The sequence below is a fragment of the Plantibacter sp. T3 genome (assembly GCF_902506515.1).
Lineage (GTDB): Bacteria > Actinomycetota > Actinomycetes > Actinomycetales > Microbacteriaceae > Plantibacter > Plantibacter auratus.
In genome coordinates this window covers 2,678,860-2,690,787 of sequence record NZ_LR733286.1, presented here as the reverse complement: position 1 = coordinate 2,690,787, position 11,928 = coordinate 2,678,860, and the positions used below count along the sequence as shown (strand labels likewise).

Sequence of the window (11,928 nt, the reverse complement as noted above, 5' to 3'; positions counted from 1 at the left end):
GGCACCCCGCTCTCGTCGTTGAGGCTCGCTGCGGCTGTCGGACGTCAGCGGTTGACGGTGCTCATGTCCGGATACCGGTCGCCGGCCGGGAGACGGAGTGCGTCGAGTCGAGCGAGCGCGTCGGCCGACAGGGAGAGCTCGTCGGCGCCGAGGTTCTCCTCGAGGTACGGGATCCGCTTCGTGCCGGGGATCGGCGCGATGTCGTCACCCTGGGCCAGCAACCAGGCGAGCGCCACCTGGGCCGGTGTCGCATCGAGCGACGCGGCGATCCGGTCGACCTCTTCGACGATCGCGATGTTCGCAGCGAGGTTGTCCCCCGTAAAGCGCGGGTTGGCGCGACGGAAGTCGGTTTCGTCGAGCACGTCGAGCGATCGGATCGTGCCGGTGAGGAACCCACGACCGAGCGGCGAGTACGGGACGAAGCCGATGCCCAACTCACGGACGGTCGGCAGGAGCTCCGCCTCCGGGTCGCGGCTCCAGAGCGAGTACTCCGTCTGCAGAGCCGTGATCGGGTGCACGGCGTGTGCACGCCGGATCGTCTCCGGAGCCGCCTCCGACAGACCGATGTACCGGATCTTGCCCTCGGTGACGAGCTCCGAGAGTGCACCCACCGTCTCCTCGATGGGCACGCCCGGATCCACGCGGTGGAGGTAGTAGAGGTCCACGACGTCGGTCCCGAGCCGGCGCAGCGATCCCTCGATCGACAGGCGCACGTTCGCGGCGCTGCCATCGGCGCCGAACTGTCCGTCACTGGAATTGCGGATCGTCCCGAACTTGGTCGCGAGGGTCACCTCGTCCCGGCGTGACCCGAGTGCAGCGCCGAGCAGTTCCTCGTTGAGGTAGGGACCGTACATCTCAGCGGTGTCGAAGAAGGTGACGCCGAGGTCCAGGGCACGGTGGATCGTCGCGGTCGACGCCGCATCGTCGAGGGCGGCACCGGTGTAGAACGCCGACATCCCCATGCAGCCGAGGCCGATCCGGGCGATGTCTGGTCCGGCTGTGCCGAGTGTGATGTGCTTCATCGTGTTGCCACCTGTTCTGTATAGAGTTCGATCTTGCGATCGATGACCTCCAGCGACTGCTGCATCTCCTCGAGGCGGGCCAAGAACGAGATCCGATGCCGCAGCAGCAGCTCGAGCCTCGCCTCGGCGGTGTCGTCACCGCGCTGAGCCAACTCCGTGTACTCGCGGAGCGTCGCGATCGGCATGCCCGTCGATCGGAGCCTCGTCAGGAACACGACCCAGGACACGTCGCCCTCGCTGTAGCGGCGGTGCGTCGATGAGCTGCGGCCGATCGGACGTGGCATGAGCCCTGCGCGCTCGTAGTAGCGGAGCGTGTGGACGCTCAGTCCGGTTTGTTCGGCGACGTCGGAGATGGCGTAGCCCTCGTGGAGAGTGGTCATGTCGACACGATACGACTTCGAGTGCACTCGAAGTCAAGCGCGTCACAGCCCGCGGTCAGGCGCCGTGCGGCCTCGTCGTGCTCCGCTCCGAAGACGTGTCCTGCTCGACGCGGTCGTCAGGCAGTGGACGGGCGACGGGGATCCGGCTGCCGAGGACCTGTGCCACGACGTCGCGGGCGATCTGCTGCGCTGTGAGGCCCGCATCCTCGAGGATCTGCTCGCGGGACGCGTGGTCGATGAACTCGTCCGGCACGCCGAGCTCGTCGACGGCCGTGTCGACGCCGGCCTCGCGGAGGGTCTGCCTGATGCGGGTGCCGATACCTCCGACGCGGATGCCGTCCTCGATGGTGATCACGAGCCGATGCGCCGCGGCGAGCTCGACGAGCGATTCGGCGACGGGGACCACCCAGCGGGGGTCGACGACGGTCGCGCCGATACCCTGCTGGGCGAGTCGGTCCGCCACGTCGATCGCGATGGGCGCCATCGGGCCGACGGCGACGATGAGGACGTCCGGCTGTTCGGTCGTCCGGAGGACGTCGACACCGTCGTGGAGACGTTCGACGGCCGGGAGCTCGGCGGGGGCGCTGCCCTTCGGGAACCGGATGACGGTCGGGGCGTCGTCGATCGACACGGCCTCGCGCAGTTCCTCGCGCAGCCGCTCACCATCGCGCGGCGCCGCGATCCGGATACCCGGGACGACCTGGAGGATCGCGAGGTCCCAGATGCCGTGGTGGCTCGGTCCGTCGGGGCCGGTCACGCCGGCGCGGTCGAGGACGACCGTCACTCCCGCACGGTGCAGCGCGACGTCCATGAGCAGTTGGTCGAAGGCGCGGTTCACGAACGTCGCGTACACGGCCACCACCGGGTGCAGCCCACCGAACGCGAGCCCGGCCGCCGAGGTGAAGGCGTGCTGCTCGGCGATGCCGACGTCGTGCACGCGCTCGGGGAAGCGTTCGGCGAAGGCGTGGAGCCCGACCGGTCGCAGCATGGCGGCGGTGATGGCCACGACGCGGTCGTCGGCCTCGGCCACCGCGAGCATCTCTTCGCTGAACACGGCCGTCCAGGACGGGCGGGCGGCCGCCCCGACGGGCTCCCCGGTCTCGGGATCGATCACGCCGACGGCATGGAACTGATCGGCGTCGTCGTCCCGTGCCGGCTGGAACCCACGACCCTTCTCGGTGATCGCGTGGACGATCACCGGCGCACCGTAGTGCTTCGCCTGGGTCAGGGCCTCCTCCATCGCGTGGATGTCGTGTCCGTCGACCGGCCCGATGTACTTGATGTCGAGGTTGGAGTAGAGCGCCTCGTTGTTCGTGAGGCGGGACAGGAACCCGTGGGCACCTCCGCGGACGCCCCGATAGAGCGCGCGTCCCGGACTGCCGAGGAGGTTGAAGGCCCGCTGGCTGCGCTCGCGCAGGTCGCGATAGCTCCGGCGGGTCCGCACACCGCTCAGGAACCGTGCCATACCGCCGATGGTCGGCGCGTACGACCGACCGTTGTCGTTGACGATGATGACGAGCCGGCGGGTGTTGTCATCGCTGATGTTGTTGAGCGCCTCCCACGTCATGCCGCCCGTCAGCGCACCGTCGCCGACGACCGCGACCACATGGCGCTCGTCCTGCCCGGTCATCTGGAAGGCGCGGGAGATGCCGTCCGCCCAGCTGAGCGAGCTCGAGGCGTGCGAACTCTCGACGATGTCGTGCTCGGATTCTGCACGCTGCGGGTAGCCGGCGAGACCGCCCCGGGTCCGGAGCCCGCTGAACTCCTGACGGCCGGTCAGGAGCTTGTGCACGTAGGACTGGTGACCGGTGTCGAACACCATCGGGTCCGTCGGGGAGTCGAACACCCGGTGCATCGCGATGGTGAGTTCGACGACGCCGAGGTTCGGACCGAGGTGTCCGCCGGTCTTGGAGACGTTGGCGATGAGGAAGGCGCGGATGTCGCCGGCGAGTTCGACGAGTTCCGCCTCGGAGAGGCCGTCGAGGTCCCGGGGTCCGTTCACCTGATCGAGCACTGTCATGCTGTCGTCCCTCCACCGTGGGCCGACCGATCGCTCGGAGCCCGTCTTTCGAGTGTACGCGTCGTGGGCGGGATGGGCGGCGAACGCCGCAGGCCGGCCCCGACGGTTGCTGTCGGGACCGGCCTGGTGGTAGAGCCTCGTCGTCAGACGAGGCTGCGAAGCACGTACTGCAGGATGCCGCCGTTGCGGTAGTAGTCGGCTTCACCGGGCGTGTCGATGCGGACGACCGCGTCGAACTCGACCGGCTCCTTGCCGGGAGCCGAGTGCTCGCTCGGGACGGCGCTCACGCGGACCGTCTTCGGCGTGGTGCCGTTGTTGAGCTCCTCGAGACCGGCGATCGACACGATCTCCGTGCCGTCGAGTCCGAGCGAGGCCCAGCTCTCGCCTTCCGGGAACTGCAGCGGGACGACGCCCATACCGATGAGGTTCGAGCGGTGGATGCGCTCGAAGCTCTCGGTGATGACCGCCTTGACGCCGAGGAGGCTCGTGCCCTTGGCCGCCCAGTCGCGGGAGGAACCGGAGCCGTACTCCTTGCCACCGAAGATGACGAGGGGCGTGCCCTCGGCCTGGTAGTTCTGCGACGCGTCGTAGATGAACGACTGCGGTGCGTCGGCCTGTGTGAAGTCGCGGGTGTAGCCGCCCTCCACGCCGTCGAGCAGCTGGTTCTTCAGGCGGATGTTCGCGAACGTGCCGCGGATCATGACCTCGTGGTTGCCGCGGCGCGAGCCGTAGGAGTTGTAGTCCTTACGACCGACGCCGTGCTCGTCGAGGTACCGGCCTGCGGGCGAGTCGGCCTTGATGTTGCCGGCCGGGCTGATGTGGTCGGTCGTGACCGAGTCGCCGAGCTTCGCGAGGACGCGGGCACCGACGATGTCGGAGACGGGGGTCGTCTCCATGGTCATCCCGTCGAAGTACGGGGGCTTCCGCACGTACGTCGACTCCTCGTCCCACTCGAAGGTCGAGCCCTCGGGGGTCTGGAGCGAACGCCAGCGCTCGTCGCCGTCGAAGACGCCGCTGTACTCGTGGTCGAACATCTCCTTGTTGATGGAGGTGTCGATCGTGTCCTGGACCTCTGCCGCGTCGGGCCAGATGTCCTTCAGGAAGATGTCGTTGCCGTCGGCGTCGACACCCAGGGCGTCGACCTCGAAGTCGAAGTTCATCGACCCCGCGAGGGCGTAGGCGATGACGAGCGGCGGGCTCGCCAGGTAGTTCATCTTGACGTCCGGGTTGATCCGGCCCTCGAAGTTGCGGTTGCCCGAGAGGACGGCGGTGACGGCGAGGTCGTTGTCCTGGACGGCGGTCGAGATCTCGTCGAGCAGCGGACCGGAGTTGCCGATGCAGGTCGTGCAGCCGTAGCCGACCGTGTAGAAGCCGAGGTCTTCGAGGTACTCGGTGAGACCGGCCTTTGCGTAGTAGTCGGTGACGACCTTGGAACCCGGTGCGAGCGTGGTCTTGACCCACGGCTTCGCCTTCAGGCCCTTCTTGCTGGCGTTCCGGGCCAGGAGGCCTGCAGCCAGCATGACCGACGGGTTCGAGGTGTTGGTGCACGAGGTGATCGCGGCGATCGCGACGGCGCCGTGGTCGAGGGTGAAGTCGACCCCGTTCTCCTCGAGGGTGACCTGGGTCGGCTTCGAGAGGGATGCCGGAGCGTGGCTGCGGTGCGTGTGGTGGTGGTGGTTGTTCTCGTCCTCGTCCTGCGGCGTGGTGCCGGCCGGGTCGGAGGCGGGGAAGGAACCGGCGCCGACGAGGTCGACGATGTCGTGCTCGACCGTGGCGTAGTCGACGAGGTCGCGCTCGAACTGGGCCTTCGCGTCCGTCAGCTCGATGCGGTCCTGCGGACGCTTCGGGCCGGCGATCGACGGGACGACGGTGGCGAGGTCGAGCTCGAGGTACTCGCTGAAGACCGGCTCCTGGTCGGCGTCGTGCCACAGCTTCTGGGTCTTGGCGTAGGCCTCGACCAGTGCGATCTGCTCGTCGCTGCGACCGGTGAGGCGCAGGTAGTCGAGCGTGACGTCGTCGATCGGGAACATGGCGGCCGTCGAGCCGAACTCGGGGCTCATGTTGCCGATGGTGGCGCGGTTCGCGAGCGGCACCTCGGCGACGCCTGCTCCGTAGAACTCGACGAACTTGCCGACGACCCCGTGCTTGCGGAGCATCTGGGTGATGGTGAGGACGACGTCCGTCGCCGTGACACCCGTCGGGATGGAGCCGTTCAGCTTGAAGCCGACGACCTTCGGGATGAGCATCGAGACGGGCTGGCCGAGCATGGCGGCCTCCGCCTCGATACCGCCGACGCCCCAGCCGAGCACGCCCAGGCCGTTGACCATGGTCGTGTGCGAGTCGGTGCCGACACAGGTGTCGGGGTAGGCGCGCAGAACGCCGCCGACCTCGCGCGTCATGGTGACGCGGGCGAGGTACTCGATGTTGACCTGGTGCACGATGCCGGTTCCCGGCGGGACGACCTTGAAGTCGTCGAACGCCGTCTGGCCCCAGCGGAGGAACTGGTACCGCTCGCCGTTGCGCTCGTACTCGAGCTCGACGTTGCGCTCGAGCGCGTTCTCGCTGCCGAAGAGATCGGCGATGACCGAGTGGTCGATGACCATCTCGGCCGGGGCGAGCGGGTTGATCTTGTCGGCGGAGCCGCCGAGTGCCTCGACCGCTTCGCGCATGGTGGCGAGGTCGACGATGCACGGCACGCCGGTGAAGTCCTGCATGACGACGCGAGCCGGGGTGAACTGGATCTCGGTGTCGGGGTCCGCGGTCGGAACCCAGTCGCCGATCGCGCGGATGTGTGCCTCGGTGATGTTGGCACCGTCCTCGGTGCGCAGCAGGTTCTCGAGGAGCACCTTGAGGCTGAACGGCAGCTTCTCGTGACCCTCCACCGTGTCGATGCGATAGATCTCGTAGTCGGTCGTCCCGACAGTCAGGGTGTCTTTCGCCCCGAAGCTGTTCACGGTGGACATATCGTCTTCTCCTTCGTTGGCGGCGGCGAGTGCTCACTCACGTGCGTTCCGACCAATCTTGCTGCTGGCGGGTGCTCCGCGGCTAGCAAGGCTTGCCTAACTACAGGCTGGGGCGCGTCGTGTCATCTCGGCATCGCTCATCTATCTTGATGTCGAGACAATTCTAGCATCGAGGATCGGGTCCTTCCGACATGGCGAGAGCCCGGCCCGAGACACGCTGACGCGTCGGGCCGGGCTCTCGGCGGATCACTCGGTGGATGCCTGCGGCGCCTTCGGGAACACGGCGCGGACGACGAGCCAGCTGAGGACGAGCAGTGGCGCGTAGAGCGGGATGCCCATGAGGAGCCGGAGTGTGCCGAGGAGTTCGACGTTCCCACTGAAGTAGAGGGGCAGCTGCACGAGGAGTCGTGCGGCGAACATGGCAACCCACACCAGCGTCAGCCACCGCATGGCGCGTCGTTGTCCGGGGTGGGAGCGCCAGCTCGTGCCGCTGCCCATGAGGTAGCCGGCCACGAGTCCGACGACGGGCCACCCGACGAGCACCGAGACGAGGAGGGCCACGGCATAGGCGCCGTTGGTCCAGAACCCGACGACGTAGAAGTCCTCAGCGCGCCCGGACAGCAGAGCCAGAGCCGCTGAGAGTGCGATGCCGAGGAGGCCGCCGACGGCCTGCGTGACCGGCTGCCGCTGCACGAGGCGTGCCACGGAGAAGAGGACCCCGAGTGCGACCGGAGCGATGATCGACGGGAGCAGGTCGAGGGTCAGCGTGTAGACGACGAGGAACAGGAGTCCTGGCAGGATCGCCTCGACGATGCCGCGCACGCCGCCCATGGCGAGCAGCAACGCCTTGCCGGTGGGGGCGTCGCCCTCGGCCATCGCGCCCAGACCGGACTTGCGTGCGGCGGCACCGAACGCAGCGGACATCGATTCACCGAGCCGCTGCCGATCCGCATCTCCCGTGGCATCAGGGGAACCCGACGCGTCACGGCGATCGACCGGGTCGACTCCGCGGGGCTCCGGTTCTCGTGCGTCCGTCATCGACTACGCGCTCGTGGCGGTCGGCATACGCAGCGGGATGAGGTCGCGCGGCGGCATGGGCGAGTTGCCCCGGACGACGACGAGGCTGCGGAAGAGGTCGTCCACGAGCGCTGCGGCGTCCGGCTTCGACGCGCCCTCCCCCGCGACGACGCCGCGGAGGAACCAGCGCGGACCGTCGACGCCGATGAATCGTGCCAGGTGGGTCGCGTCGGTGCCTGCGGCACCACCGGTCGGCACCTCGGCGACGAGCTCCGGGCCGAACTCGCCCTCGCGCTCGGTCACGGTGCCCCCCTGCTGGGCGATCTGCTCGGCGATCTGCGACCGGGTCTCGTTCCACAGGCCGGTCGACCGCGGCGCGGCGAACGGCTGGACCTGCAGGGTGGAACCGGCGTAGTCGAGACCGACCGCGACGACCCGCTTCGTCGCCTCCTCCACCTCGAGGCGGAGGTTCAGTCCTTCGCGAGGCAGCACCTTGACGCCACCGAGGTCGATGTAGGGGCGGACGGGGTTCGCCTCGCTCTCGTCGAACGGGCCGGCGGTCTCGCGGTCCTCGGGTGCGGACTTCGCGTCGTCGGGCAGCTCCGCGTCGAGGTCGAGGTCTGGGAGGTCTTCGAGTTCGCTCATGCGAGGGTTCCTGTCTGCGCGGCACCGTCGGTGCTGATGGTTGGGTCGGTGGCGGCCGGTGTCGTGGCGAGCGAGCCGACGCCGGTCGAACCGAAGCCTCCGGCTCCTCGTGCACTGCCTGGCAATCGCTCCACCGGGATGAAGTTGGCGCGGGACACCGGCATCACGATGAGCTGGGCGATGCGGTCGCCCGGTTCGACGGTGAAAGAGGTGTGACGGTCGGTGTTGAGGAGCGTGACCTTGATCTCGCCGCGATACCCGGCGTCGACCGTGCCCGGCGAGTTGACGACGGTGATGCCGTGTTTCGCCGCGAGACCGCTTCGTGGGACGACGAACGCGGCATGGCCGTCGGGCAGTGCGATCGAGACGCCGGTGCCGACGAGGGCGCGCTCACCCGGCTCGAGCACGACGTGCTCGGCGGACACGAGATCCGCACCCGCATCGCCGGGGTGTGCATAGCCGGGCAGATCCGGCGCGATAATGAGTACGTCAACGCTTTCGGTCACGAATCGAGGGTAGTGCAGTTCTCTGAGACAAGGCAGACATGCAGCCGTACCGTGAAACCCTCTGGCCCAGCCCCTGGGTCATCATCGCCCTCGCCCTCGTGGTGCCGGCGACCATGCTCGTCCTCGCGCCCGTTTCGCTCGAGGCGGGGATCGTCGGGGCGGTGGTGCTGTACGGCGGGTGCCTTGCGCTGGCGTTCGGGACGGCGCCGAGGATCCAAGTCTCCGAGTCGAGCCTGTCGGTCGGGAAGGCGTCGATCCCGCTCGGGTTCATCGGTGAGGTCGTGGTGTACACCGGGACGGACGCGACCGCTCAGCTCCGCACCAAGCTCGATGCACGCGCCTGGCTCATGATCCGCGGGTGGGTGCACAGCCTCGTGAAGGTGGAGATCGTCGACCCCGCCGACCCGACGCCGTACTGGCTGCTGTCGTCCCGTCGGCCGCAGGCCCTGGCGGATGCGATCGCCGCCGCACGCACGCACGCCTGAGGCGGACACAGTCTGGATCGGTCTCCGATTGAAGCCGCAACGACGGAACCCCTCCGGATCGTGATCCGGAGGGGTTCCGTGTGCCGCTCGCGCGGCGGTGCTGTCAGGCTGCGCACTCCGCGCAGATCGGGCCGAACTTGCCCTCGTGGTCGAGCTGCGAGCGGTGCTTCACGAGGAAGCACTCCATGCAGGTGAACTCGTCCGCCTGGGGCGGGAGCACGACGACGTCGAGGTCGAGGTCGGAGAGGTCGGATCCACCCAGGTTGTAGTCACCCGGGTTGTCAGCGTCTTCGGAGTCGACGACTCCGGACAGCTTGTCTGGAACGCGCTCCTTCAGGGCCTCGATCGACTCGGAATCGTCGTCGGTCTTGCGGGGAGCGTCGTAATCAGTTGCCATGCCTATCCACTTCTCGATGCCGTCGGAACAAAATCGGCGGGCACAGTTTGCATCAGTTCCGCATGAATTGCAAACCGTGTTCGGGAGGGTGTGCGGAACCTTCCCGTGCAACTGACGGCACGCCCGGCGTATTCCCCGAATACGCCCGTGATCCGTGAGAACGTGGGTCAATCACGTGGCACGCTGAGAGGCATTCATCATGCAGGAATTGAAGGTAGTCGGAGCGGAGCTCGGCGCTCTGATCGTTGCAGATCGGAACGAGGAGGAATACCGCCTCATCGTCGACGATTCGTTCCACGTCCACCTGCGGCGGGCGAAGCCGGCCGGTGCGCCGATCGGTGGGAACACCAAGATCTCCCCGAGGGAAGTGCAGGCGCACATCCGCAGCGGGCTCTCCGCCGAGGACGTCGCAGCGGTCACCGGTGCCTCACTGGAGTACGTGCAGCGGTTCGAGGGTCCGGTGATGGCGGAGCGCGAGCACATCGTCGGCACCGCCCTCGGCGTCGCCGTCCTGCCGACGACCGACACGTCGGCCGACGACATCGAGGCCACCTTCGGGAACGTCATCCGGGCTCGACTCGAGAAGCTCGGCGCGACCGACGAACGGTGGACGAGCTGGAAGGAGCCTGAGGGTGGCTGGATCGTCAAGCTGTCCTTCACGGCCGACCAGGTCGACCACGACGCCCGCTGGGCGTTCGAGCCGAAGAAGCTCGCCCTCACGCCCATCGGCAGTGAGGCCACGACCCTCTCGCGTCAGGGCGACCTGCCGGCCGCGCTGATCCCCCGCTTGCGTGCTGTCGACACCGACGACTCCCCCGACACCTCACGCTTCGACAGCGGCGCGTTCTCCCTGGACCGCGTGTCGACGCCGCAGCAGAGCGAGACCGACCGTCCCGCCGAGACGCGTCCGATCGAGCCGTTGCCGTTCGCGGCCGACACGGGCTTCGGCCGTGCACCGTCCTCGAAGGCTGCGACGCAGGCCGCGATCAACCGTGAGGCCTCGAGCCCCGAGCAGCACAACCAGACCGCCGACTTGCTCGAGGCGCTCCGCAAGCGCCGTGGCGAGCGGGAGTCCGCCCCCAGCGAACCCGAACCTGCCGAGCGCCCCAGTGCGCCGCACGCCGTCCCGGATCAGCAGACCCCGCTGGCGGTGTTCGACACCGGTGAGTTCGAGGCCGCGCAGCAGCGACGCGCGGGCGATGCCGAGTCCTCCGATGGCGGCACGCCGTCCGGAGCCAAGGCGCGCCGCGGCCGGGCGTCGATGCCGTCCTGGGACGAGATCGTGTTCGGTGCGAAGTCCGACGACGACCCGGTCTGATCGGTCAGGGCCTCAGGGCTCGTAACGACCGAGGCCGAGGAGTGGTATCCGGCGTTCGTCGTCGGTGAGCGATCCATGCTGTCCGATCATGCCCCTCGCGCTCTGATCGGCGGGACGTGAGTCGTAGTAGGCAATGCGCTTCCGCGCTGCCACGATGACGTCGCCGATCCGTGGCAGCACCTCGGGGTCGACCTCGCCGTACCAGCCGTGGTCGATCGCCTGCTCGCGTGTCGCGATCCAGGCGCGCCCGCCTTCCTCGGCTCGCCAGGCCTCAGCCAGGCGCTCCCGATCCGCTGGGCCTGCATCGGCGTCGAGATAGAGGTGGAGGCATCGCGGCTCCCCGCCGATATGGCGGACACCGGCGACCAGCTCGGGCACCTGGTCGAAGAGTACATGTTGATGGGGTGCGACGTCGATCACCCCGTGGTCGGCGGTGATGAGCGCGCCGGTCGACGCGGGCAGGCGGGACGACCACCGCTTGAGATCGCCGTCGAGCTCCTCGAGGAGCGCCGTCCAGCGTCCCGACTCCCATCCGTACTCGTGCGCCGCCTGATCGAGCTCGGGGACGTACACGTAGCTGAGTGTGGGTCCGGCGGTCGTGGACACGATCTCTCGGGCCGCGTCGAGGCGGTCCGCCATCGAGCGTCCGGCCCGGTAGTCCGCCCCTCGGAGCACGGCTCGGGTGAAGCCCGAATTGCGGTACCGCTCCTGACCGATCACCGTCGTGGTGACGCCCTCGCCTCTCGCTCGCTCGAACACGGTCGGGAGGCGCTGCCAGGTCTCGGGCACCATGCCCGCGTCCCAGCCGCTGAGTTGGTTCACGACCCGGTCCCCCGCCACGTCCCGTGCTCGGTAGCTGACGAGGCCGTGCCGGCCCGGCAAGGCCCCGGTGGTCAGCGTCGCGATCCCGGCCGCGGTCGTCGACGGGAACGCCGACGTCGTGGTGGAGCGCGGGCCGAGGCGCGGCGCGAGGAACCGAGCGTGGGCGGCGGCTCCGCGGAGGTTCGCGGCGCCGAGGCCGTCGACGAGGACGACGACGGCATGGTCGGCCGCGGGCAGCGATCCACCGCCCACCGTCAGGGATGCGAGGCAATCCGGGAGGACACCGGCAAGGCTGCGTGACTCCGGATCGACCGTCGGTAGCATGGTGGTCATCGGGCTCAGTCTCGCACACC

At 68.5% G+C, this 11,928-nt stretch carries 11 protein-coding genes; 2 read left to right on the top strand and 9 right to left on the bottom strand.

Annotated features, from left to right (window positions below; all coding sequences use genetic code 11):
- Nucleotides 1–44: 44 nt before the first annotated feature.
- The 7 genes from GV015_RS12820 to dut form a co-directional block, all read right to left on the bottom strand.
- The gene (locus tag GV015_RS12820; protein WP_159878733.1) at nucleotides 45–1,022 is read right to left on the bottom strand and encodes an aldo/keto reductase; all 978 of its coding nucleotides are present in this window, start codon (nucleotides 1,020–1,022) and stop codon (nucleotides 45–47) included.
- On the bottom strand, nucleotides 1,019–1,402 hold the full coding sequence (locus tag GV015_RS12815) for a MerR family transcriptional regulator (RefSeq protein ID WP_079706306.1): 384 nt from the start codon (nucleotides 1,400–1,402) through the stop codon (nucleotides 1,019–1,021). The genes GV015_RS12820 and GV015_RS12815 overlap by 4 nt, the downstream gene beginning before the upstream one ends.
- A 55-nt stretch (nucleotides 1,403–1,457) precedes the next feature.
- Nucleotides 1,458–3,422 (bottom strand): 1-deoxy-D-xylulose-5-phosphate synthase, encoded by a 1,965-nt coding sequence (gene dxs / locus GV015_RS12810; RefSeq protein ID WP_159878731.1) that lies wholly within the window; start codon nucleotides 3,420–3,422, stop codon nucleotides 1,458–1,460.
- Nucleotides 3,423–3,565: 143 nt separating this feature from the next.
- Nucleotides 3,566–6,385, bottom strand: a complete 2,820-nt coding sequence (locus tag GV015_RS12805) for an aconitate hydratase (protein ID WP_124769307.1) — start codon at nucleotides 6,383–6,385, stop codon at nucleotides 3,566–3,568.
- Nucleotides 6,386–6,631: 246 nt separating this feature from the next.
- Complete coding sequence (locus GV015_RS12800) at nucleotides 6,632–7,309, bottom strand: DUF3159 domain-containing protein (protein ID WP_086473786.1); 678 nt, start codon at nucleotides 7,307–7,309, stop codon at nucleotides 6,632–6,634.
- Between the two features lie 117 nt (nucleotides 7,310–7,426).
- Nucleotides 7,427–8,047, bottom strand: a complete 621-nt coding sequence (locus GV015_RS12795) for a DUF3710 domain-containing protein (RefSeq protein WP_086473327.1) — start codon at nucleotides 8,045–8,047, stop codon at nucleotides 7,427–7,429.
- Entirely contained in the window at nucleotides 8,044–8,553 is a 510-nt protein-coding gene (gene dut / locus GV015_RS12790; RefSeq protein ID WP_079705885.1) for a dUTP diphosphatase, read from the bottom strand. Before dut ends, GV015_RS12795 begins: the two co-directional genes overlap by 4 nt.
- Before the next feature lie 38 nt (nucleotides 8,554–8,591).
- Between dut and GV015_RS12785 the strand changes: the two genes are divergently transcribed.
- The gene (locus tag GV015_RS12785; protein ID WP_159878729.1) at nucleotides 8,592–9,038 is read left to right on the top strand and encodes a DUF3093 domain-containing protein; all 447 of its coding nucleotides are present in this window, start codon (nucleotides 8,592–8,594) and stop codon (nucleotides 9,036–9,038) included.
- Nucleotides 9,039–9,141: 103 nt separating this feature from the next.
- On the opposite strand, the gene GV015_RS12780 is transcribed toward GV015_RS12785, so the two are convergent.
- A complete protein-coding gene (locus GV015_RS12780; protein WP_056005937.1) occupies nucleotides 9,142–9,435 on the bottom strand; it encodes a DUF4193 domain-containing protein in 294 nt (97 codons plus the stop codon).
- A gap of 199 nt (nucleotides 9,436–9,634) precedes the next feature.
- Between GV015_RS12780 and sepH the strand changes: the two genes are divergently transcribed.
- Nucleotides 9,635–10,753, top strand: a complete 1,119-nt coding sequence (gene sepH, locus GV015_RS12775) for a septation protein SepH (protein WP_138947033.1) — start codon at nucleotides 9,635–9,637, stop codon at nucleotides 10,751–10,753.
- A gap of 12 nt (nucleotides 10,754–10,765) precedes the next feature.
- On the opposite strand, the gene GV015_RS12770 is transcribed toward sepH, so the two are convergent.
- Nucleotides 10,766–11,908, bottom strand: coding sequence for an alkaline phosphatase family protein (locus tag GV015_RS12770; RefSeq protein WP_236555444.1), 1,143 nt, complete (start codon nucleotides 11,906–11,908; stop codon nucleotides 10,766–10,768).
- Nucleotides 11,909–11,928: the final 20 nt, after the last annotated feature.

What these genes read in the sequence shown, in the direction of transcription:
- GV015_RS12820 (WP_159878733.1), bottom strand. Translation starts at nt 1,022, where the DNA reads ATGAAGCACATCACACTCGGCACAGCCGGACCAGACATCGCCCGGATC.
- GV015_RS12815 (WP_079706306.1), bottom strand. Translation starts at nt 1,402, where the DNA reads ATGACCACTCTCCACGAGGGCTACGCCATCTCCGACGTCGCCGAACAA.
- dxs (WP_159878731.1), bottom strand. Translation starts at nt 3,422, where the DNA reads ATGACAGTGCTCGATCAGGTGAACGGACCCCGGGACCTCGACGGCCTC.
- GV015_RS12805 (WP_124769307.1), bottom strand. Translation starts at nt 6,385, where the DNA reads ATGTCCACCGTGAACAGCTTCGGGGCGAAAGACACCCTGACTGTCGGG.
- GV015_RS12800 (WP_086473786.1), bottom strand. Translation starts at nt 7,309, where the DNA reads ATGTCCGCTGCGTTCGGTGCCGCCGCACGCAAGTCCGGTCTGGGCGCG.
- GV015_RS12795 (WP_086473327.1), bottom strand. Translation starts at nt 8,047, where the DNA reads ATGAGCGAACTCGAAGACCTCCCAGACCTCGACCTCGACGCGGAGCTG.
- GV015_RS12785 (WP_159878729.1), top strand. Translation starts at nt 8,592, where the DNA reads ATGCAGCCGTACCGTGAAACCCTCTGGCCCAGCCCCTGGGTCATCATC.
- GV015_RS12780 (WP_056005937.1), bottom strand. Translation starts at nt 9,435, where the DNA reads ATGGCAACTGATTACGACGCTCCCCGCAAGACCGACGACGATTCCGAG.
- sepH (WP_138947033.1), top strand. Translation starts at nt 9,635, where the DNA reads ATGCAGGAATTGAAGGTAGTCGGAGCGGAGCTCGGCGCTCTGATCGTT.
- GV015_RS12770 (WP_236555444.1), bottom strand. Translation starts at nt 11,908, where the DNA reads ATGACCACCATGCTACCGACGGTCGATCCGGAGTCACGCAGCCTTGCC.